We start from the raw sequence: 23,103 nt of genomic DNA, 5'->3' as shown, positions 1-23,103 counted from the left end.
ACAGCTGCACTTGACAAAATGGCAAAAACAGTGGACGGCATGTTTACAGGAATACAGAAGCTGTATAAGACAGTAATGTCAGGAATAAAAAAATTCCTCAGCATGGATTTTAAAAAAGTATTCAATGCAGTACTGGAAGGGGCACAGATAGCAGCAGAAATAGCGGCAGCAGTTGCAACAGGCGGAGGAAGTGTAGTAGTACAGATAGTAACCTGGCTCACAACAACACTGCCCCAGTTATTAAAACAGGTTGGCTCGGTATTAAACTTTGTCAGCACAATCAGAAGCATAAAGCTGTCGGATGTAAAGCAAATACTTGGCATAGCGGGAATAGGAGGCTTCCTTGTAAAAGGCCTGTTCGGACAGCTGAGGGGCTTGCCCCAGGAGCCAAAGGAAGAAGAGGAAAAAGAACCTGCAGCGGGCCGTGAAGAAAAAGGGCTCATAAAAGTACTCCATGCCCTTACAAAAGTCTTGAACGTCTTAAAAGGAGTATATGACAAAATAGCGGGAGGACTGAACAAAATACTGGGGGTCATAAACATAGCGGCAAAGCCCTGGTTTGAAAACTTCAGTGCAATGTATGCAGGAATAGTGACAGTCATCGAAAAAGTGGGAAATCCCGCACAAGCCCTCAGTGAAGGAGCAGAAAAACTAAAAGAGGCAGTAGGAAACTTCTTTGGCAGCATAAAAACCAAAGTAAAAGAAATCTCAGGAAGCATCAAAGAAAAAGTAACACTGCTGGGACAGCCTGCCCAGCTCATAAAAACCATAGCCAGCAAGGCAGTGGACATGGTGCTGAACTTTATAATCACACATCCGCCCTCAGCCCTGATAAAAGCCGTATTCAAAGGAATAGAGGCAATAGCCGGCAAGTCCATAGTAGAGCTGATCAGACAATACATACCCTATGCCGACAAGATACTGGACAAAATCGCCGGCTCAGGTCCGGTACAGGGCATAATGAAACCCCTGGAGGGCCCTGTAAAAACAGTGGGAGGAATGATAGACCAGGTCACAGACCAGACAACAGGAATGGTGGACAGTGCCGAGAAAACAACCCTATCCAGCATGGGTAATGGAGCCAAACTGATGACAGCCATGGGAATAGGCGGCCAGGGCAAAACCGGAAGCAATACAGGCGGAAAGGAAGCCGGACAGGCCCAGGGCGACAGCAAAGGCGGCAGTAAAGCAGAAGGCGGAGGAGACTTCTTCGGAACCGTCAAGAGCGGCATACATAATAACCTCATGACACTAGGCCTTATAAACCTGAAGAAGCTTGGAATGCAGATACTGGCAGCCGGAGCAGCAAAAATATCAGGAGCAATAAGAAAAATGCTCACTCCGAAGGTCAAATTCAAGCTGGGCAACGAAACCCATGAGCTGTGGGTGGAAAAAGGCCAGAACAGAAATGTTGTTATGATGGCCAGCAATGAAAGTGATATACGTGATAATAAACATATTGACAAAGAAACCCTAAAACAGGTAGAATCAGGAATATCAGGACTTGAACAAGATACTCAAGTAACCGAAGCAGAAGTAAAAAAAGTAGCAGATGGTTTGGAATCCGCAGATACGGGAGTAAGTGAAGCTGTTACTGCTAAGGTACTTAAAGAATGGTTAGTAGATGTACCAGACTTGATTGAAGAGACAAGAAGATGGTATAAAGGAAAACCAGAATGGTGGGGGATAGATCCCGATAATACGTTGGTGTTTTATAGGACAACTAGCCAGGTAGAGGAAATAAGAGCACTTAAAGGTGAAAGCGGAGGTCATCATCCACATGGATTAGCGCTAGGTGGACCAATGGGACAAGATTTGACTAAGACTGGTGAAACTAGAACAGAAAAGAATCCAACTCACAATGAAGTTACAGGTTTGCAAAGAAGGGTAATTAGAGAAATAAAAAAGAAAATGGGTATTCTCAAAAAATAAAAACCAAAGAAAGGGGACAGATGAGATGACTGAAAAATTTGTAAAATGGGCTAAAGAACGTGGGTGGGATATTCAGCTTAGCAGCAATTCGAGTTTCAGTTTACCAGACGATTTAAATGATAGATACCCCAATATTCCCCCTGAGTACATAGAATTTTTGAAACAAATAGACTCATGTGTAGCTCCGGATGATAAACTATGGTTCATATGTTTAAATGATTATGAGGGACGTTCAAACTCAGTTTATAGCTGGGATGAGATTGAAAAGATGTCATTATGTGCAGCGAAAGGTGACAATGATTGGCAAGAGGAAATTACTGGGTTTTGGGATGAACATATACCAATTATTTTATCTGTTAGAGATGGGTATTCTTATTATGCTTTAAATGTTGGGAGTGATTTTGGAACTGTAGTATATGGATATGAGCCTGAATTTGAAGAGGCAAAAAATGTTTCAACCTCATTTTTTGAATTTCTTAATGGAGTTATCACAAATAAAGTAAAAATTTAAACGTATATAGTAGATCATAAGATTATATATTGGGTCTTAATGGGGATAGACTCTGTTAAGGCCGGTTTTTTTGCTCATAGCCCAGGGTAGAAATAGAACTTCCAAGTGTAAATTTCGTAAAGGTGCTGTAGGTTGCAAGAATCATGTCTGTTTAAATTATAAAAACATATTTTCACTACATGATTTATTGGTGAATGATATTGGAATAGATAAATTATTGTAAAGTAAAACTTATTGTGGGCGGTTATCCTAAAAGGGTAGCTGCCTTTTATTTATGTCAGGAAAAGAAAACGAGTACCGGCAGCACAAGGCATAATTCGATACAGGAGTAACCGGCGGCAAACATGCTGAAAAAGGGAATCACCGCAGCAGGAGCATTACTAACTACTTTTTTAGTAATTATGCGATACTCCCTTTAGTTCATCAAATCATACTTTCAGGTTTGGGGGGACTTTGCCATATAGGTCGTTCACTGTTGTAACAATATGGGGATCAAACTGGATACCGCAATTATTAATTATTTCCTTTCTACATTCTTCCCAGCTTAGAGCCGGTCTGTACGGCCTGTCATAGGTCATGGCATCTATCGAGTCGGCAACGGCAATAATACGTGAGCCAAGGGGGATTTGGGTTACCTTCAGGCCGCTGGGATAACCATTTCCGTCCCAACGTTCATGGTGGTGCAGAACTATTTCCGATATTTCCCTCATATACCTTGATTTTTTTAAAATATTATAGCCTATCTCCGGATGCCTTTTTATTTCGGCCCATTCTTCAGGCAGCAGTTTTTCTCTTTTGTTCAGTATTTCTTCCGGTATTCCAATTTTACCTATATCATGAAGGTGGGCGGCAAGATGAATGGTTTCAAGCCTGGAGCCTTTTATACCCATAGCCTTTGCGATCTGGAAGGACATATCCGCAACCCGGTTGGAATGCCCGCTTGTATATGAATCCTTAGCATCCATCGCTGTTGTCAGACATTCTATGACATCGTGGAGTCTGCTTTTTTCAAAAAAGCGTTTTATTATATACATAATGTACTTATCCTCTAATTTATCTTCCATAAAATCAAAGGCTTTGTTATTCCTGGAGCTGCTGTTTATGCAGATATGGTGAAATCAAAGTTGTTATTTGCGATGGAGTCTCTGATATCCTGTCTGGCCTTGTCGAAGCTTCGAAACAGCTTTAATGCTCTTTCAGGAGCATGATATACCTTCCAGTATCTGCAAAGCAGGCTGTTTTCACCTTTATGACTGATAAAGCCCACCACATCCTCCAGAGGTATTCCAAGGAATATACCGATTTCATGAGGGCATACACATTCAAATCTTTCTCTTAATTTTTCTATGCAGTCCTCCAGAGTTATTGTCGAGGCATAGCCCATTTCATTTAAAAATTCCCTGTTGCTGCTTTTATTCAGGCATTGCTCCAACAGCCCGGTTTTATAGAAGAGAACTCTTACACTGTCCTTTGTGTCTCTTAACCGGGTAAATTCCAGATTGAGCTTTTTGCAGACCTGGGGGCCAAAATTCTCCCAAAGGTCATACAGGTTTCTACCTGCCCGGGTAAAAGTCATAAGGGAGGAGGGTTTCTCCTCCCTTATTGTAGGTGCCGTTCCGTAAGCAATCAATGACAACAGATAATCCTCATCAGGAAGCTTGCTCAATAGAGTTATGAAGTTCAGTGCTTGAATTTGATTTATTGCCATTAATATCACTTCCCGTGTAATTGATATATATATCGATATAAATTTAACTCATTGCGCCGGAAACATTATTGATTTTGCATATTGGTCTGAAGCTGTTCAATAAATTCATTAAATGAAAAACATAGTGAATTAACCGGCTCAATGCGTTTAATTTATATTGATGATGCAAGCTTTTGGCCAAGCTCTCTGCAAAGCTTCAGCCCTTCCTCATCAGGGGTGGTATGTACTTTTAATCCCTCGCCGGCAAGTTTGACTCCCAGACCGGTCATTCTTTCCTCCCAATCGAACATCCATTGTCCGTCTCCCCAGTCATAGGAACCAAAGAGTACCATGGGCTTACCCTTTAAATCCAGATCCTCCAGGGACTGTACAAAAGGTTCCATTTCGGATTCCTCCAGCACCTCGCTGCCCATTGACGGACAGCCCAGAGCCACTGCATCGGAGTTCTGGATGTCCTGTAAAGTTGCACTTCCAACATCTTTGACTGCAACTTCAATCTCTGAACTCCTGGCGCCTTCAGCAACTGCCAGCGCCATTTGCTGAGTATTTCCGGTGCCGCTCCAATAAATTACCGCTATATTTTTCATAGAATACCTCCAAAAATTTTATTGTTCCCATTATGAGGGACAGGCGGTATCTTTTTCGCTTTCCAGTTTTTTTAGCAGTTCTAGAAGAGAGGAGGCGCTGCTGCTCTGGCTTCTTACCACGCTTATGTTCTTCTTTTTGGCTTCCTTTATGGCTGTCAGCATCATCTTGTGAGAAACCGTGGAAGTAAAAAGAACTATCCTGTCAGGGTTTCCGATGGCCTTATCAAATCTTGCGGGCATCTGGGTGTATACCTTCACCCGGTGTCCCCGGCTTGAACAGATCTCCCTGTATTCATCCTGCATTCTGTCGTGACCGCCGACTAAAACAATACTCATTTAAATACCATTAACCTTTCCGGCTCACATGATTTTCAGTAAATCCACACACCTGCCGTGAGCCGGGCAAGCTGCGGATTATTCCTTGTGTATCGGGACCATATGGTTTAATTTGTAGTTTATGATAATGATAATCATTATCAATTAATAATAGTCTACCAAGTATTACAAAGCAAGTCAATATAATTTGTATGAACAGAGTTTGAAAAGTTTTCCAAATACCCTGAAACTATATAAAACCCACAAAAAAATTATGTAAATCACGTTGACTTTTATGTATAAATATTATATTATGTAACTGGACATATCAACATAACAATATAATAACATGTAGATATGCTATGATGTTCTATTTAGGGGGATAGTGATGATAGGAATGATACCAAAATACTATCTGGTTAAACAGAAAATTGTAGAGATGATCAACAACGAAGAGATAGGACCCGACGGCATGATTCCAAGTGAGAGAGAGCTTATGGGCAGCTTTGGAATAAGCAGGATCACTGCCAAAAAGGCTATCGATGACCTTGTTAATGAAGGATATCTCTATAGGATTCAGGGAAAAGGAACATTTGTTAAAAAAGATACGCTTGATCAGGACTTGATATCAATCACCAGCTGTACCCAGGATATAGTAAAGCTGGGTATGACACCGTCAAAGCGTCTTCTCACGGCAGAGGTCCTTGAGGCAGACAAGGCGAGAATAAAAAAATTGCAGCTCAGCAATGGGGAAAAGGTACTTAAGGTTAAAAGGGTATATTATGCAAACAATGAACCCATAAACCTTACAACAACATATTTGCCCTGCAAGACATTTCCTTTAATAGAGACATATGATTTCGGTGTGCACTCTATTTATGACGTTCTTGAAAGCAAATACAATACCAGGATTACAAAGGCGACAAGAACCATTGAAGCCGTTCTGGCTGTCGATGAAGTTGCCAAGGAACTGGAGATAAAAGAAGGAGATCCCATACTGCTTTTCAGGGCTGTAACTTTTGGAATGGTTAATGGAAGGGAAGTACCTATAGAAACTTTTAAAAGCTTCTATAGATCCGATAAGTTCAAATTTTATATTAATCAGATCCATCAATAGTATTTTGACAATACCGGAGATTTAGTCACATCCGGATATTGAACCGTCACATATGCCAGGTAAAAAAGTATAATTTGCCACGGCTTGGTTTTTTGCACCCTAAAAAAGCTTGAGAAGTGGTTTTTTATAAGAAGTCTTAATGTCGCGGCTAAGACTTCTCCATTAAACAAATATTAAATTCATCAAATCATCAAAACAGTATCAGAGGAGTGGTTGACATGGAAAAAATGAAATTTGCAAGAAAAATGTCGTTTATACTTGTAATTGTTATGTTGGCTTCTATGCTTTTCACAGGATGTTCTACCAAAACGAATGATTTAGGAATTGCTCTTATCACTTCTGCGGCGGGTCCAAATGACAAGGGTTATAACCAATCTGCAGTTGCAGGGCTGGAAAAGGTTAAAACTGAATTAGGTATAAATTATAAGGTAGTTGAAACTTCAGATATTCCCGGAAGCCTTTCGCAGTTGGCCGGCGCCGGATATAAGCTGATTTTCAGTCTTGAGTACAATTTCGATGCTCTCATTAATGGGGTGGGCGGAAACAAGCCGATTGCTGAACAGTACCCCGATACAACCTTCGTTATATTCAATGACAATCCAAATGTAAATGAGGATGGCAGTGTAAAGCATAAAAATGTTGTTTCAGTGCTGTTTGATGTTCATGAAGCATCATTTATCGCAGGTGCTTTGAGTGCACTTGTAAATGAAAATGCTTCCGAGCTGTTCAATACTTCAGACTATGCCTTCACCGCAGGTGATGCGGGAAGAAAGGTTGGCTTCCTTGGAGGAACAAAGTCAAACGGTATCACAGTGTTTGGCTATGGTTATGCAGAGGGAATCAACTATATTGCAAAAGAGCTGGGCGTGAAATACACCTTCTACAGTGATTACAATGCCGGTTTCAGCGATTCTGCAGCTGGTGCCACAAAAGCCAACACATATTATTCCGACGGTGCGAATATTGTTTACGCAGTAGCCGGAGCTGTTGGCGACGGAGTTACCGCCAAGGCAAAGGAAGTTAAGAAACTTGCAATAGAGGTCGATGCAAACAAGGACAGCAATCAGCCGGGTTATATATTGACAAGTGTTCTGAAGAATACCGAAGTTCCTGTTTTTGAAATTTCAAAGCACTTTAAGGAACAAACCATGGATAAGGTTAACGGACAGGTCTTAAGCTACAACCTTGCATCAGGAGCAACCGGAATTACCGACTTAAGTGTAATTGAAGGCAAAATCAAACCTGAGGGAAAAGCAAAGTGGGATGAGATCAAGACCCAGCTCAAAACTGTGGCCGACAAAATAGCAAGCGGTGAAATCAAGGTTACAAATGCCCAGGCAGGCGAGAGCTTTGATAAATCGGCACTCACAAACCTTAACATGCCAAATGACTGATAATTAAAAATCAAACAGAATGAAGGCGGTAAATATGTACGCAATAGAAGCTGTTAATTTAACAAAAAAATATGGTGATTTTGTTGCTAATGAAGATATAAATATTTCCATCGTAAAAGGTGAGATTACTGCAATTGTCGGAGAGAACGGAGCCGGAAAGACAACTCTCATGAATATGTTTTTCGGGCTTCAGAAGCCATCCGGAGGGGAACTTAGAGTACAGGGCAAAGCGGTTTCTTTCAACTCTTCCCTGGATGCAATAAACTGCGGATTGGGAATGGTGCACCAGCATTTTAAGCTGGTGCCCAGCCTCACCGTTTTTGAAAATATCCTTCTGGGTACCGAAATAAAAAAGGATATAAAAATATCAGGCAAACTAAGCTTCAAAAGCCCGATAATCGACCGCAAGCAGGAGAAAAAGACTGTACAAAAGCTGATTGATGATTATAAGTTTGAACTCAATGCTGACGACATTGTGGAGAATATCTCAATTGGAGCCAAGCAAAGAGTGGAAATACTGAAGATGCTGTACCGTAATGTTGATATTCTCATATTTGACGAACCCACGGCAGTCCTGACTCCACAGGAAGTGGACGAACTGCTGGTAAGTTTCAAGGAACTGAAAAAACAGGGCAAGACAATTATTTTAATTACTCACAAGCTCAGGGAAGTATTGGAAGTCAGCGACAAGGTAGTGGTTATAAAGCGCGGCAGAGTTGTGGGGAGCAGGGCGACAAAGGAAACCAGCGCCGCCGAAATAGCTAAAATGATGGTTGGGCGTGAAGTTATCCTCAATGTGAATAAGAAAGAAAAGGATGCCTGCCAAAACAAGGTTGTATATTGTGTTAAAAATCTATGTACCGAGAATAATTTTGGCAAGAAAGTTCTTGATAATATATCTTTTGAAATAAAAGAAGGGGAAATCCTTGGAGTTGCGGGTGTTGAAGGCAACGGACAAAGTGAGCTGGTCAGAGTGCTTTCAGGTCTTATGGAAGCTACCGGCGGTTCGGTTCACCTTTACAACAGGGACATAACCAACAAGTGGCCTGCCGAGCTCCGCTCGTCAGGTATAGGAATAGTACCCGAAGACAGATACGCCCAGGGCCTTTGCAAGGATATGACCATTTCGGATAATTTGATAGCAGGTTATCACAATAATGAAAAACTTTGCAGACACGGCCTTTTATTAAAAAAGGAGATTGAAGATGTAAGCGACAGTCTCATTGAAAAGTATGATATCAGAATAGCTGAAAGAAACGGCAACGTTTCGCAGCTGTCGGGAGGAAATGCCCAGAAGATAATTGTGGCAAGAGAATTTGACTCAAATCCCAGGATGCTTATTGTAAGTCAGCCCACCCGTGGTGTGGATATAGGTTCCATAGAATTTATCCATAACAAGATTCTGGAATTAAGAGATGAGAACAAGGCAATTTTGCTTGTCTCCAGTGAACTCAGTGAAATAATGAATCTCAGTGACAGAATTATAGTTATGTATAAAGGAAAGATTGTAGGGGAGGTTCAGGGCAGGAACGCCGACAGTGAGAAAATAGGGCTGATGATGGCCGGAGTATCGGCAGAATAAGAGGCCGGCGTGAAAGCGGCTCAAAGCCATACTACGGCTTAGGAGGTTAATGTGAAAAAAAACAACACAATTTTAAAAAGTATATATAATGTTTTATTTCCGGTGCTCAGCGCCCTTTTTCTGGGGGGAATAGTAATTGCCGCAATAGGCGAGAACCCTTTTCTAACCTATTCCATAATGATCCAGAAGTCCCTTTTCAGTGTAAACGGCCTGCTCAAAACCTTACACTTTGCGGCCCCCCTGATATTGACGGGGCTTGCCATCGCCATTACCTTCAAAGCAAATATTTTCAATATGGGCGTTGAAGGACAGGCAGTGCTGGGTGCCTTTTTCGCAGGAGTGGTTGGTTTTAGTGTAAAAGGGCTGCCGCCCGTACTCCATATTACCCTGTGCGTTTTGACAGGTATGGTGGTGGGGATGCTTTTTGCCCTGATTCCGGCCATTCTCAAGGCTTACTTCAATGTAAATGAAATGGTTGTAACGCTTATGCTCAACTATGTGGTGGTGGAAATTGTCAAGTTTCTGTCACAGGGAGTATTTAAAGATCCCAGTTCAGGATATGTATCGACCTATCCTATTATGGAAAGTGCCATGTTTAAAAAGATATTCAATTCCGATCTGACGATATTCTTCTTCATAGCACTTGTTGTATTCGGAATCATGTATATTGTCTTCAAACATTCAAAGCTAGGATATGAAGTTAACGCAATAGGGAAAAATCCCGAGTTCTCAGAAGCAACGGGTATGAAGGTAAGCAAAAAAATTATGGTCATCATGCTTATAAGCGGAGCAATAAGCGGTCTTGCCGGTGCTGGCTTCCTTATGAGCGAAAAATTCAGATTTACCCTTGATTTCTCAGGAAGTCCGGGATTGGGCTGGGACGGTATGCTGATTGCACTTCTGGGAAGCCACAATCCGGTTGGTATTCTTATTGCAGCCATATTCTATGCGGCATTGAAAACCGGAAGCGACTATATAAGCGTTTTTACAAATGTTCCAAAAGATATTGTAGGTGTTATCCAGGGTATTCTGATACTTTTACTCTCTGTGAAATTTATTAACGGCCAATTTGACTTGACCGGTAAATTAAAAAACATGTGGAAAAGGTCCAAAAGCGGAGAGCAGAAGGCTTCATAACTTTAATAAACCGAGGTAAACAATTATGAACTTATTGAGTAACATTTTATACGACATGATTTATCACAGCGCCCCGCTTATCCTGGCTGTGCTGGGCGGACTGTTCGCACACAAGGCAAATGTGCTGAACATCGGGCTGGAGGGAATGATGCTCATGGGAGCCTTCAGCAGCACACTATTTGTCATGTTGACGGGAAATTTGTGGATCGGGGTTTTATTAAGCGTCCTCTGCACCTTGATACTTGGACTGATATTCTCATTTTTCGGGATAACCATGAAGAGCAACTTCATCATTACAGGTTTTGGAATAAATATATTCGTTCTGGCTTTAAGCTCCTTTATGCTTAAGTATTTGCAGATGGCCAACATCAATGTAAGCTCCATCGTCAATGTAACAAATCTCAAGATCAATATTCCGTTTATAAAGGATATACCCATTGTGGGCAGTCTTTTAAGCGGGCATACATTAATTACCTATATCAGCTTCATACTCATACTTGTTGTATCAATTGTAATGTATAAAACAAAGTTTGGAGTATATGTGAGGGTTGTAGGAGAAAACGAAGAAGCGGCAAAATCAGTTGGTATCAACAGTACTGCCATTAAATATGCGGCAGTGCTCATAGGTGCGGCTCTATGCGCCCTGGCCGGTGCAAACCTGGCAGTGGAAAGAATGGCTCTGTTTACAAATAATATGACGGCTGGCAGAGGATTCATTGCCATAGCAGCCATATACTGCGGCGGCGCCAAACCTGTAAAGTCCAGTATTTACGCTATCATATTCGGATTGGCAAAATCCCTGGCTATCAATTTGGCTCTGTTTGCCGGACCTGTCTCAGGACTGTTTGAAATAGTACCTTACCTTATGATTGTAATCGTACTGTTTGCAGTTTCGGCAGTTGAGTCCCGCCGTACAAAGATAAGGGGGTTTAAACTTGAATAATACAGCACTGGTTATTATTGACATGGTAAAGGATTTTACAGACCCGGAAGGGCTGGTATTTTACCCTCAGAACCGTGAGATCCTGCCAAGGATAAAACGTGTGCTTGAGGAATGCAGGAAGCACGGTATTCTTGTGATTTTCCTGCAGCACAGTTATAGAAGCGGCAAGTATGACAAAAATCTTGCAAATATGCGTCCCAACTGCATTGAAGGTACGGGCGGAGATGCTATCGATCCAATGCTTGAGGTGGACCCTGTCAGGGATTATGTGATCAAAAAAAGACGTTACAGCGGCTTTGTAGGAACTGATCTGGACATGGTTTTAAGGGAGAACGGCATAAAGAATCTGATTATAACAGGCACTAAGACAAACTGCTGCATACGTGCTACCGTCACCGACGCCTATAATCTGGACTATATTCCCATAGTGGTGTCCGACTGTGTAGCCACCAACGATGAAACTGTAAATCAGGTTCATTTATCCGATATTAAAAAATATTTAGGTAAAGTTGTGACTTCACAGGAGCTTTTCGACAATCTGGATAAAGGAGGGATAATCTGATGAAATATGATGTTCTGGTAAATGGATATGTCAGTCTGGACAGAATAATCAGGACCTCCACACCGCTGAGATACGGATATACATCCCTTGTTGAAAACAGCGACAATGCACGTATCCAATACGGAGGCTGTTCGACCAATATTGCATATCTGATGGCAAAATTGAATATGAAAGCACTTCCTCTTATCAGAGTAGGGGGAGACGACTATATTGAGACGGGTTTTTATGATCATCTGAAAAATGCGGGAGTGTGCATGGATGCGGTTGAGATCGTTCCTGATGAGACAACTTCAAATTGTTATCTCATTGCCGATTCCGAGAATAACCATGTTACCATATTTTATCCCGGAGCGATGGACAAAAAGTATGCCAAAGGGATGGACCCCAGGTTCTTTAAAGAGGCCCGCACAGGCATTATGACTGTGGGTTCCTATGAAGACAACCTGGAATTCTACAGGCAGTGCAAGGCCTGGAGCGTACCTTTGGTTTTTGGAATGAAATGTGATTATGACGCCTTCCCGGAGGAGTTTTTCAAGGAAGTACTGCTGTACAGCAAAATTATATTCTGCAATGAATGCGAGCGGGGAGAAATACAGAGGATCTTCGGGCTTGAGGATATCACAGAGCTTTTTGAAAAGGGAAATGCCGAAATAATTGTTACTACCCTTGGAAAGAAGGGGAGCGTATACTATCACAAGACAAAAGACGGTATCCTATCCGGTCATATAACCGCAGCTGAGTTTGGCAAAGTGGTGGATACCACCGGCTCGGGAGATGCGTTCATGTCGGGTTTCCTGTACGGCTATCTGAAAGGCAAAAGCGTAAAGGATTGCTGCAGCCTTGGCAGTGTTCTTTCTTCGTTTATAATCGAAAAGGTTGGCTGCACCACCAATGCACCTGACGAAGAAGCATTTCTTAAGCGTTTCAACGAATTTATCAAGGGAGAAGAGTGAGGATAAATGCAAACTTTATATTCAAAAACAGAGGAAAAAGATATAGCAAAATACGTGCTCTTTTCAGGAGATCCCTGGAGGGTGGAGACAGTTGCGAAGCAGCTGGAAGATGTACGGCATATAGCTTTTGCCAGAGAATTCAACACCTATACAGGCTTATATAAGGGTGTCAGGATAACGGTCACTTCAACAGGTATAGGAGCTCCATCCGCCGCCATTGCCATGGAGGAGATGTACCAGTGCGGTATGGAGGTTGCCGTCCGTATGGGCACCACCATGGGGCTCAAGGATGACCTGCTGGGAAAACTTATTATTCCGACCGGGGCAATGAGAGAGGAAGCTACAAGTAAAACATACGTGCCCACGTCTTTCCCGGCGGTGGCAGATATTGAACTCATAAACTGCATGAATAAAAGCACATTGGAAAACGGAAGAGAATATGTTAACGGAATTACCTGTACCATGGATGGTTTCTACAGCCAGATGAGGGATTCACGCCTGTCGGCCAAAATGAATAAAGACATGAGCGAGACTTTTACCGCTCTGAAAAAATACAATATTTCGGCAGTGGATATGGAATCCAGCTGTATGCTGGTATTGGCGAACCTCATGGGCATAAAGGGCTGTATCGTAACAATGACGACAGTTCTTGAAAACCTGAAGGACTTCCTTAAGGGGGATGCGCGCACAAAGTCCGAGGAAGATCTGTGCAAAATAGCTCTTGACGGGCTTGTAATATATGACAGAGAGGTGGCTGGAAGATGAAGGGTTTAAACTTTAATGATAAAAGTCTTGTAATAGGAATGGTGCATTGTCTTGCGCTGCCGGGGACACCGGGTTTCTGCGGGGATATGAAGAAAGTGACCGACCAGGCCGTGAAGGATGCCATTACGCTTGAAAAGTCAGGAATGGATGCCATAATAATAGAAAATATGGGCGACGGAGCCTTCGGCATAAATCTTGATATTGAACAGTCCTGTGCACTGGCGGCTATCAGCGCCATTGTAGCACAAAATGTGAGCATACCCATCGGCATAGATGCGGCTATGAATGATTATGCGACGGCGCTTTCCATTGCAAAAGCCATTGACGCAGATTTTGTGAGAATACCGGTATTTGTGGACACGGTGGAGTTCTTTGGCGGGATCATCACACCCTGCGCCCGTGAAGCAATGAAATTCAGAAAAAATCTCGGAGCTGAAAATGTGAAGATACTTGCCGACATTCAGGTAAAACACACTCATATGCTGCTCCCCCACGTAACAATAGAGGATTCTGCAAAAGCGGCAGAGGCCTGCGGAGCCGATGCTGTTATTGTGACGGGTACGCATATAGGTGTTGAAACTCCCATAGACATTATAAAAAGAGTCAAACAGGTTACCAAGCTGCCGGTCATTGCCGGAAGCGGTGTTAAAGCCTCTAATATAAAGGAACAGCTGAAAATTGCCAACGGTGCCATAGTGGGCTCCAGCCTGAAGGAAGGCGGCATTATAGAAAATCCTGTTTCTCCGGAGCTTTGCACAGAGCTTGTTAAAGCTTTTAATGGGTAGAGTTAAAATATTACAGAATAAAGGACTGATATTTATGATGAGACCGATGAAACTTGCCGGAAGCCAGTTGATGTTCGGACAGGGATCGCTTGAGCACCTTAAGACACTGCAGGGGAAAAAAGCATTTATTGTAACCGGCGGCTCAAGCATGAAAAAAAGCGGAATTTTACAGAAAACCATAGATTATTTGAAAGAAGCGGGAATAGACAGCTCTGTCTTTGAGGGGGTGGAACCCGATCCGCTGTTCAGCACCGTATATAGAGGCGCTGAAGCAATGAAGCAGGAACGGCCCGATATAATAATAGGACTGGGAGGGGGTTCGGCAATGGATGCGGCGAAAGCCATGTGGGTTTATTATGAGCATCCTGAATTGACCGCATTAAAGGACATTGTACCCCCCAATCCCATACCCGGGCTGAGAAACAAGGCCATTCTGGTCTGCATACCCTCAACCAGCGGTACTGCCAGTGAGGTCAGCCGTTCTGTGGTCATCACCGATGATGAGACCCATGTGAAATACGGCATAGGCAACATGGAAATGATGCCTGACATTGCCATCTGCGACCCTGAGGTAACTGTCACCATGCCTGCAAAAATTACTGCCGAAACCGGCATGGATGCATTGACACATGCCCTGGAGGCACTGGTATCCAGGAGAGCTAATTATTTGAGCAATATATTGGCCGGAAATGCGGCAAAGGACATAATCGTAAATCTCCCCAGGGCCTGTGCCGACGGAAATACAATTGAGTACCGTGAAACAATGATAAATGCGTCCATGGTTGCCGGACTGGCCTTTACCAATGTCTCTTTAGGTATAGTCCATTCCATGGCCCATACACTGGGAAGCTATTTCGGCGTCTCCCACGGGTTGGCCGATGCAATAATACTTCCCTTTGTTATGAAATTCAATCTGGAGGATGAAACTGCAAAAGCTGCTTATTCAAAGCTGGCAAAGGAACTGGGAGCCGACGATCTGATAAGTGTTGTTGAAAATTTGAATAAAACCATAGGTATTCCGCCGTTTATTTCAGAACTGATACCCGATGAAAACGCATATATGGAAAAGCTTGGGGCCATGTCTGAAATGGCGCTGAATGACGGATGCACCAAAACAAATCCGGTTATTCCCACCAGAGAACAGATAGAAGCATTATTCATAAAAATATATAAAGCTCAGTCAAAATAATTACAGCTTTTGGAGGTTACTGTGAAACTGATATGTTATTTATCCAATGGATATCCCACAATTGAATCAAGCATTGCAATGGCTGAAAACTATATTCAGGCAGGCTGCGATATTATAGAGGTGGATTTTCCATCCCCGGACCCCTATCTTGAGGGTGAATATATAGCCAACCGTATGAAGGAAGCTCTTGAAGCATGTAACGATTACAGTAAATATATGGATGGGATCATAAAAATTAAAAGCAATCATCCTGACACAAAGTTCATACTTCTTTCATATGAGAATACTATTTTGGAAATAGGAGTTGATAGGTTTATAAAATTCTGTGTGGATAATGATTTAATGGACCTTATCTATGTGGGAAGCCACAACGAAGAAGTAAAGAGCAGGCTTATCGAAAACGGCATCAAGATATCCTGCTATGTACAATTCCACATGGATGAGAAGGAAATTCAATCGGCGCTTTTGTCCAACGGTTTTGTTTATATGCAGGCCAAACCTACTACAAACAATATCAATCCTGAATTTCCCACACTTAAGCACTGCATCGAGCATTTGAAGAAGCTGGGAATAAAAAGAGAGATATACTGCGGAGTGGGAATATATGCTCCTGAAGATATACAAATGGCAAAAGATGCCCGAGCCGACGGGGTTTTTGTAGGAAGCACGGTACTTAAGCTCCATAATGATGTTCCTAAAATGAAAGAAACAATAGCACTATTAAAAAAGACCTGCAATGACTAAATAACCAAGTTAAACTACAAAAAAAAGAATAGTCCCGGGTTGTGGACTATTCTTTTTTTTTACACATATAATATATTGACAAAACAAAAATTATACACTAAAATAAAATTAAATTAATGATGAAATTTGTCGAATGTGAACAAAACGTCATTTTTTTTGATAAAGTTAGTTCGTACATAAAACTAACAAATAGAGGAGATGACATATGCCGACAAGTATTGGTTTAGATATCGGGGGAACAAATATTTCAGCAGCAATATGTGATGAACGCGGTAATATCATTTACTCTTGCAAAAGAAAAAGTGATTACCTGGGAGACCAATATATAAAAAATATTGATGATATGATTGGAACCTTGATAAAGCAGAGCAAGACTGATATTCGCGGGATTGGAGTGGGAGTTCCGGGCACCGTTGATTATGATACCGGCAAAGTTGTGGTATGCCCGGCCTTTGACTGGAAAGATGTATTTCTGAAGGAGCATATAGAAAGAAAGTTTGGAATAAGAGCGTTTGTTGATAATGATGTCAATGCCTGGACCATAGCCGAAAAATATCTGGGAGCTGCCAAACAGTCCAATGATTTTGCAATGGTTACCATTGGTACCGGCATTGGATGCGGATTATATCTCGATGGGAAAATATACAGAGGTCATAGCTATGAAGCTGGAGAAATAGGATACTTGCCTTTAAGCATTGAGGCATATCAGGAGTCCTACCGTAAAAATGAATTCGGCTATTTTGAAAATAAAGCTTCCGCATCGGCCGCCGGACGTATTTACCAGGCCATTACCGATAAGCCTCTGGACTGCAAGGAGATATTTTTACAGGCAAAACAGGGAAATAGTGAGGCCCAAAAGGTTGTAACGGATGTATATAAATACCTGGGGCTGGGAATAAGCTCACTCTTTTGCATTCTTAATCCCGAGATTGTTGTGATAGGCGGAGGAATGGCGGAAGAAGGACAGGAGTTCCTTGACGAAGTGACGAGGAATGTAACCCGGTTGATACCGTTGAAAGTGAAGCTTGGCCTTTCAAAAACCGGTGCATATGGAGGAGCTGTTGGGAGTGCTTTAAGTGTTTTTTATGCCACCAATAGTAAGGAAACCGAACAAACCAACCTGATTTTATCAAATATCAGACTATAATTGTTATAAGACTTTGTTCAAATAACAATTAATATAAAGTGCTAAACAGTTTGAGCGACTCCCCGGGAAGCTGATAGACATGAAGAAAATTGCACATAATTCAATATGTTAAGGAAGGGAGGATGGGTAAGTTTGCTTTTGTATTTACTGTCTTTTTCGGAAATTAGCTGAGGGGAATAAGTATGGCTAAAAAACATTTTGTTTGTAATTAAAAGGAGGATTTTATGGGTAGAAAAGTTATATCTCTTATTTTGGCGGGTTGCATGACGTTTTCTGTTCTTTTAGCCGGGTGCGGTAATAAAAATGAGGCACCCGATTCGACCCCGCAGACAAGTACTGAAACATCCACAACTGCAGCAGCCAAACCTGTAAGTATTGAATATTGGCAATACTTCTATGAGACAAAAGTAAATCTGATGGATGAACTGATAAAGGAATTTCAAGGTGCCAATAGTAATATAACAGTAGTTCAAAAGCATTTTCCTTATGACTCCTATCAGCAAAAGGTAGCTGCAGCAGTTTCGGCAGGTTCCGGTCCTGATATAATAAACCTCTATTATGGGTGGGTGCCAAAGTACGTTAAGTCGGGAACCTTGCAGCAGCTCCCCGAAGCATCCTTTTCGGCTGAAAAGATAGAGAGCACTTTTGCTCCAATGGTTAAAGTAAATAAAATTGACGGAAAGTATTATACTGTACCTACAGCAGTCCGTACTCTGGGTCTTTTCTGGAATAAGGATATTTTTAAGGCCAATGGACTGGATCCTGAAAAGCCGCCCAAAACTCTTGAAGAATTGGTTGAAATGGCTAAGAAATGTACAAAGATAGAAAATGGAAAGCTTGAGATTGAAGGACTTACATTCCAGCCCTCCGGACAATTGCACTCATGGTTCCGCCCTGTTCTTCTCAAACAGTTTGGACAGGAGCCCATAAGCGCCGATCAGAAGACAGTTCAGTGGAATGCATCGGAGAACGGATACAAAGCATTTGAGTTTCTTGTCAATCTGGCAAAGGTTGATAAAGTAGGTGAAAAAGACTTCTTTACTGATGATTCCACAGCTTTTATAAGCGGTAAGGCAGCTTTGCATATTGACGGCTCATATCGTTTGGGCTCATTGAAATCACAGGCCAAAGATCTGAATTATGGTGTAACCGTTCTGCCGTCCTACAATGGTGTCGATACATCCTTTGGTTCCTTCTGGACCAACGGTATTACTACAAATGCAACCGGAGACAAATTGGATGCATCGGTTAAATTCCTGGAGTATCTCACTTCAACCGAAGTTATGAAGACCTGGACACAGAAAATTGGTGAAATCGGTGCCCGTACAGAGATTGCAAACGATCCGGAACTGCTTAAGGATGACAAACTTGCACCGTTTATCCAGCAATTGCCTATAGCAGATTCATACTTCTACGTTGATGAAGATGCAGACAGAAAAGCTTTGATGGATGCCATAGACAAAGTTCTGTTGAACAATGTAGATCCCAAGCAAGCTCTTGATGAAGCAACGGCACAGGTTCAGAAGCTGCTGGATGAATATTGGGGCAAGTAGGCTTGCCCGGTGGTTGGATTATGACGAGGTAATATAGGTAATAAATTGACCTCCATAAAAGAGTTGAAAATGTACTTTTCAATACCCGGTATGTCTTAACGGACATACCGGGCACTTATGGAGGCAGTCTGTAAAAAGTAATATGTCTTATTAAAGATATGTCTTAATAAAAATATGTCTTAATAAAGACTTGACTCTCAAAAGGAGGTCTCAGATGAAACTATCAATTAAAGGAAGACAATCCATGTGGGCATATATATTCATATCGGCACCTATGCTGTTTTTCCTGTGTATCAGAATTTACCCGGCCTTGTATGCATTCAATGTCAGTTTGCACAAGTGGGATCTGCTCTCAAAAAACAAACCCTTTGTATTCCTTGATAATTTTATGGATCTGTTCCATGACCAGGTATTCAAGGCTTCCTTGATAAATACCGGAAAATATATATTATTTGCAGTACCTATAGGCTTGGCGCTCAGCCTTGGTATAGCCATGCTGCTCAACAGCATCACCAAAGGCGCATCGGTCTATAGAATGGTGGTTTTTATACCATATGTAACATCAATAGTCGCCGTATCGTGGGTATGGAGATGGATGTTTATGAAACAGGGCGGTTTGATCAACAATGTAATAGGACTTTTCGGAATTTCAAGACAACCCTTCCTTGACAGTACATCTCAAGCCATATATGTTGTTATTTCAAATATAATATGGCAGGCCTTGGGATTTTATACAATAATATTTTTGGCCGGCTTGAAACAGGTACCCAAAACCTACTATGAAGCTGCAATGATTGATGGCGCTTCACCCTGGCAAAAGTTTAAAAATATAACAATACCTTTATTGAATCCTACAATCGTATATCTTTCCGTAATGGCTACAATACAGACTCTGCAGGTGTTTACACAGGTGTTCAACATTACTTCCGGCGGGCAGGGAATTGCCGGCGGGCCATTAAATTCGACTGTCAGTGTTGTTCTATATATTTACCAATTGGCATTTGTTAATTACAAAATGGGTTATGCAAGTGCGGCAACAGTTATTTTGTTCATTATAATACTCACAATATCACTGTTCCAGATGAAAGTGCTGGATAAAAAATATGATAATTGATATTGCATACAAAAAGAAGCCAAAGGAGGAGGAAAATGAGTAAATATAATAAGGTGTTTGCATATGTGGCCCTTACTATCATTGGTATCATAATGGTATTCCCGTTTTTGTGGATGATATCAACATCCCTGAAAACAGGAGTGGATATCTATAGTCCATCCATAATTCCCAAAAGTGTGACCCTCAATAACTATGCCAGAGTCATAGAAGACTCAAATTTCCTGGTGTGGTTTAAAAACAGTTTTGTGGTTGCGGGCATTACAACCGTATCGGTACTTTGCTTTGATACGTTAGTGGGCTATACATTTGCAAAACTTCCCTTCAGGGGTAAAAATTTTCTGTTTATCATAGTTCTATCCACGCTGATGATACCCACGGAAATGCTGATTATACCCTGGTATATGATGAGCAACACCCTGGGCTGGATAAATACCTACTGGTCACTGCTCTTTCCGGGACTCACTTCAGCCTTCGGTATATTTATGATGAGACAGTTCTTTATGGGTGTACCTGACGACATACTTGAAGCCGGGAGAATAGATGGACTTTCCGAATTCGGAATATTTTTAAGAACAGCAATGCCCATGGTGAAGCCTGCCATGTCGGCTCTGGGCATATTTACCTTCCTGGGAAACTGGAACGCATTTTTGTGGCCGGTAATTGCGGTTGACAAGCCGGATATATACACACTGCCCGTCGGACTGGCATTGTTTTCGGGAGAATCCTATAATCAGTGGGATCTCGTTATGGCGGCAGCAAGTCTGGCAACCATACCGGTGCTGATTGTTTTCTTCTTCTTCCAGAAACAGATTATAGAAGGAATTCATATGACAGGATTGAAAGCATAGGGGGTGGAGGATTTGGATTTTGGATTGATTGACTCGCATGTTCATTTTGACGTTAAGGGGTATGAAATTGTAGGAATTCAAAAAAGATATATTGAAATGTATGGTGAAGAGAAGTGGAACAAGCTTCAGAATAAAAACCGTTATCAGAGTAAAAAATGGGCGCAGGCATGGGGCTTTCCTCAGCGTCAGCCCACGGATGCCGATGTGAAGCAGACCTCCGACAGATGGCTTTCTGAAATGGAAAGGTACAATATAGACAAACTTGTATTTGTAACCGGAGGAGGAAACGATGTCTTAAGCAGGATTGTGCAGGAACATCCGGAACATTTTATAGGATATGCGCATCACAGTCCTTTTGAGGCCGATGCTTCCCAAAAGCTTGAGTACGCCATAGCAAGCCAGGGGTTAAAGGGGTATAAAATTATTGCACCCGACCTGCCCGGAAGGATTGACGATCCGGTGCTTAACCCTGTATGGGCCGCAGCCGAAAAACACCAGATCCCTGTGCTGATTCATTTCGGTATCCTGGGGGCTGCCGGAGGCCTGGCAACACATGAAAACATCAATCCCATGATATTGCATGAGGTTGCAAGGGCATATCCTGACATACCTTTTATCATCCCCCACTTCGGCTGCGGATACCCCCAGGAGCTCCTGCAGCTTGCATGGGTCTGCCCCAATATCCATGTGGACACATCCGGCAGCAATCAATGGACAAGATGGATGCCGTATACACTCACAATAAAGGATTTATTCAAAAAATACTATGAAACAATAGGGCCGGAAAGAATAATATTCGGAACTGATTCAGAGTGGTTCCCCCGCGGGTTTGTCAGGCAGTATTATGATGAACAGCGCAAGGACTGCATTGAGCTGGGGATGAAACAGGATGAAGTAAAAATGATATTTAGAAATAATATCGCCAGATTGCTCAAGCAGGAGGAAACATAATGAATGAAGGAATACGCAGTATTTTGGACAGAGAAATAAAAATGACTATGGGGTGTACCGACCCCGGTGCAATAGCATATGCTGCATCAAAAGCTGCTTCAATCCTTGAAGGAAGCTTAAGGAAAATCAATATTGTTCTCAGTAAAAATATATATAAAAATGCTGCGTATGTGGGGATTCCTGTAATAAAGAAATATGGTATTGAATATGCCGCGCTTTTGGGGGCCATGATTAAAAGGCCCGAGCTGAAGTTGTCGGTTTTAGGGGAAATCAGCGCTGAGATGCAGAACAACGTGGACAACTATATAAATGAGATACCTGTAACGGTAGCCTGTTCTGATACCGATGAAACGCTTTATATCAGCGTCACGTGCATCAGTGATGTTTCCGGTGTTACGGTTGTAATCAGGGAAGATTATGACCAGATATGCCATATAGAAAAAGATGACCGGATAATATATCATAATGAGCCCCAAAAAGTATGTAAAGAAAACAGTTTTGATGGATGGGATTTCAGAAGCCTGTATTCGGCGGCTCTGGAGGAGGATATGCAAGAGGGCTCCATTCTGAAATATGAGGAAATCAACAAAAGGGCTGCAATGTCTGATTTGCCTGAGGATGCCGGGAAATATCTGCAAAGGATTCTCAGCCTGGCTGATGTTCCGGCAAATGATATGGCAAACATGGCCCGGATTTATGTATTGAATGCCGGAAGGATGAGGATGTCGGGGGAAAGGGCTCCCATAGTCAGTCTGGCCGGCAGCGGGAACCTTGGGATAACAAGCATGCTTGCGGTATCTGCCGTCTGTGATGCAATCAGGAAACCCCGGGCAGAAAGAGAGCGGGCCATATATTTATCTGTTTTAATTGCGGCATACATTAAAAGCCAGATGAACCGCCTCACAGTAATGTGCGGAACAGCGGTTGCCGGAGCCGCCGGAGCTGCGGCCGCGACGGCTTATTTGATGGGAGGCGGCTGTAAGGAAGCGGAAGACGCAGTGAACACTGTAATCGGAAGTATAGCCGGTATGCTCTGTGATGGTGCAAAGGAAAGCTGTGCATTTAAAGTAAGCTTTGCTGCAGAGTGTGCGGTAATGAGCGGGATTATGGCGGTTGATAAAGCCGGAATACAGCCGGGCAGCGGCATAATTACCCATGACATAGATGAAAATATACGGAATCTCGGCTATATAAATAATTATGGAATGAAGGAAGTTGATAATATCATGTTAAATATCCTTCACTCGCAAAAAAAGTAGAAGATAT

The 23,103-nt window shown here is 42.2% G+C and carries 22 protein-coding genes and 1 pseudogene; 19 read left to right on the top strand and 4 right to left on the bottom strand.

Translation table 11 applies throughout. From position 1 onward, the window contains the following. Both T344_RS31545 and T344_RS0112295 read left to right on the top strand, forming a co-directional pair. Positions 1 to 1,932: pseudogene (locus T344_RS31545) on the top strand (hypothetical protein); the annotation flags it as partial. Between the two features lie 25 nt (positions 1,933 to 1,957). Continuing rightward, the gene (locus T344_RS0112295; protein ID WP_027628970.1) at positions 1,958 to 2,443 is read left to right on the top strand and encodes an SMI1/KNR4 family protein; all 486 of its coding nucleotides are present in this window, start codon (positions 1,958 to 1,960) and stop codon (positions 2,441 to 2,443) included. A gap of 428 nt (positions 2,444 to 2,871) precedes the next feature. Here the strand turns inward: T344_RS0112295 and T344_RS0112290 are convergent, their stop codons facing one another. The 4 genes from T344_RS0112290 to T344_RS0112275 all read right to left on the bottom strand — a co-directional run bounded on the left by T344_RS0112290 (position 2,872) and on the right by T344_RS0112275 (position 5,074). After that, positions 2,872 to 3,477, bottom strand: coding sequence for an HD-GYP domain-containing protein (locus T344_RS0112290; RefSeq protein WP_051571809.1), 606 nt, complete (start codon positions 3,475 to 3,477; stop codon positions 2,872 to 2,874). A gap of 65 nt (positions 3,478 to 3,542) precedes the next feature. Next, positions 3,543 to 4,151, bottom strand: coding sequence for a DUF3793 family protein (locus T344_RS0112285; RefSeq protein WP_051571807.1), 609 nt, complete (start codon positions 4,149 to 4,151; stop codon positions 3,543 to 3,545). Positions 4,152 to 4,303: 152 nt separating this feature from the next. Further along, positions 4,304 to 4,738, bottom strand: a complete 435-nt coding sequence (locus T344_RS0112280) for a flavodoxin (protein ID WP_027628967.1) — start codon at positions 4,736 to 4,738, stop codon at positions 4,304 to 4,306. A 30-nt stretch (positions 4,739 to 4,768) separates the two neighbouring features. After that, complete coding sequence (locus T344_RS0112275; RefSeq protein ID WP_027628966.1) at positions 4,769 to 5,074, bottom strand: DUF2325 domain-containing protein; 306 nt, start codon at positions 5,072 to 5,074, stop codon at positions 4,769 to 4,771. Positions 5,075 to 5,441: 367 nt separating this feature from the next. On the opposite strand from T344_RS0112275, the gene T344_RS0112270 reads away from it, so the two are divergent. The 17 genes from T344_RS0112270 (at position 5,442) to T344_RS0112190 (ending at position 23,096) form a co-directional block, all read left to right on the top strand. Next, positions 5,442 to 6,170 (top strand): GntR family transcriptional regulator, encoded by a 729-nt coding sequence (locus T344_RS0112270; RefSeq protein WP_027628965.1) that lies wholly within the window; start codon positions 5,442 to 5,444, stop codon positions 6,168 to 6,170. A gap of 218 nt (positions 6,171 to 6,388) precedes the next feature. After that, positions 6,389 to 7,564 carry a BMP family lipoprotein gene (locus T344_RS0112265; RefSeq protein WP_027628964.1) on the top strand — a complete coding sequence of 392 codons (1,176 nt, stop codon included), beginning with the start codon at positions 6,389 to 6,391 and terminating at the stop codon, positions 7,562 to 7,564. A 34-nt stretch (positions 7,565 to 7,598) separates the two neighbouring features. Then, complete coding sequence (locus T344_RS0112260; protein ID WP_027628963.1) at positions 7,599 to 9,146, top strand: ABC transporter ATP-binding protein; 1,548 nt, start codon at positions 7,599 to 7,601, stop codon at positions 9,144 to 9,146. A gap of 51 nt (positions 9,147 to 9,197) precedes the next feature. Continuing rightward, positions 9,198 to 10,283: an ABC transporter permease gene (locus T344_RS0112255; RefSeq protein WP_027628962.1), complete on the top strand. Its 1,086-nt coding sequence runs from the start codon at positions 9,198 to 9,200 to the stop codon at positions 10,281 to 10,283. Positions 10,284 to 10,308: 25 nt separating this feature from the next. Continuing rightward, a complete protein-coding gene (locus T344_RS0112250) occupies positions 10,309 to 11,226 on the top strand; it encodes an ABC transporter permease (protein WP_027628961.1) in 918 nt (305 codons plus the stop codon). Further along, positions 11,219 to 11,788 carry a cysteine hydrolase family protein gene (locus T344_RS0112245; RefSeq protein ID WP_027628960.1) on the top strand — a complete coding sequence of 190 codons (570 nt, stop codon included), beginning with the start codon at positions 11,219 to 11,221 and terminating at the stop codon, positions 11,786 to 11,788. Before T344_RS0112250 ends, T344_RS0112245 begins: the two co-directional genes overlap by 8 nt. Beyond that, positions 11,788 to 12,741 carry a carbohydrate kinase family protein gene (locus T344_RS0112240; protein WP_027628959.1) on the top strand — a complete coding sequence of 318 codons (954 nt, stop codon included), beginning with the start codon at positions 11,788 to 11,790 and terminating at the stop codon, positions 12,739 to 12,741. Before T344_RS0112245 ends, T344_RS0112240 begins: the two co-directional genes overlap by 1 nt. Positions 12,742 to 12,747: 6 nt before the next feature. Continuing rightward, positions 12,748 to 13,506, top strand: a complete 759-nt coding sequence (locus tag T344_RS0112235; RefSeq protein WP_027628958.1) for a nucleoside phosphorylase — start codon at positions 12,748 to 12,750, stop codon at positions 13,504 to 13,506. After that, positions 13,503 to 14,291 (top strand): BtpA/SgcQ family protein, encoded by a 789-nt coding sequence (locus T344_RS0112230; RefSeq protein ID WP_004625124.1) that lies wholly within the window; start codon positions 13,503 to 13,505, stop codon positions 14,289 to 14,291. Before T344_RS0112235 ends, T344_RS0112230 begins: the two co-directional genes overlap by 4 nt. A 34-nt stretch (positions 14,292 to 14,325) precedes the next feature. Further along, complete coding sequence (locus T344_RS0112225; RefSeq protein WP_027628957.1) at positions 14,326 to 15,480, top strand: iron-containing alcohol dehydrogenase; 1,155 nt, start codon at positions 14,326 to 14,328, stop codon at positions 15,478 to 15,480. A 21-nt stretch (positions 15,481 to 15,501) separates the two neighbouring features. Continuing rightward, complete coding sequence (locus T344_RS0112220) at positions 15,502 to 16,224, top strand: tryptophan synthase subunit alpha (RefSeq protein ID WP_027628956.1); 723 nt, start codon at positions 15,502 to 15,504, stop codon at positions 16,222 to 16,224. 205 nt (positions 16,225 to 16,429) lie between these two features. Next, positions 16,430 to 17,371, top strand: coding sequence for an ROK family protein (locus tag T344_RS0112215; protein WP_027628955.1), 942 nt, complete (start codon positions 16,430 to 16,432; stop codon positions 17,369 to 17,371). 224 nt (positions 17,372 to 17,595) lie between these two features. Further along, on the top strand, positions 17,596 to 18,924 hold the full coding sequence (locus T344_RS0112210) for an extracellular solute-binding protein (RefSeq protein WP_084331212.1): 1,329 nt from the start codon (positions 17,596 to 17,598) through the stop codon (positions 18,922 to 18,924). 214 nt (positions 18,925 to 19,138) lie between these two features. Beyond that, on the top strand, positions 19,139 to 20,038 hold the full coding sequence (locus T344_RS0112205; protein ID WP_051571805.1) for a carbohydrate ABC transporter permease: 900 nt from the start codon (positions 19,139 to 19,141) through the stop codon (positions 20,036 to 20,038). A gap of 35 nt (positions 20,039 to 20,073) precedes the next feature. Continuing rightward, positions 20,074 to 20,886: a carbohydrate ABC transporter permease gene (locus T344_RS0112200; protein ID WP_004625184.1), complete on the top strand. Its 813-nt coding sequence runs from the start codon at positions 20,074 to 20,076 to the stop codon at positions 20,884 to 20,886. A 12-nt stretch (positions 20,887 to 20,898) separates the two neighbouring features. Further along, a complete protein-coding gene (locus T344_RS0112195; protein ID WP_027628952.1) occupies positions 20,899 to 21,837 on the top strand; it encodes an amidohydrolase family protein in 939 nt (312 codons plus the stop codon). Continuing rightward, complete coding sequence (locus T344_RS0112190) at positions 21,837 to 23,096, top strand: L-serine ammonia-lyase, iron-sulfur-dependent, subunit alpha (protein WP_027628951.1); 1,260 nt, start codon at positions 21,837 to 21,839, stop codon at positions 23,094 to 23,096. Before T344_RS0112195 ends, T344_RS0112190 begins: the two co-directional genes overlap by 1 nt. Positions 23,097 to 23,103 lie beyond the last annotated feature (7 nt).

The sequence above is a fragment of the Ruminiclostridium cellobioparum DSM 1351 = ATCC 15832 genome (genome assembly GCF_000621505.1).
GTDB lineage: Bacteria > Bacillota > Clostridia > Acetivibrionales > DSM-1351 > Ruminiclostridium > Ruminiclostridium cellobioparum.
This window is presented reverse-complemented; position numbering and strand designations above follow the sequence as displayed.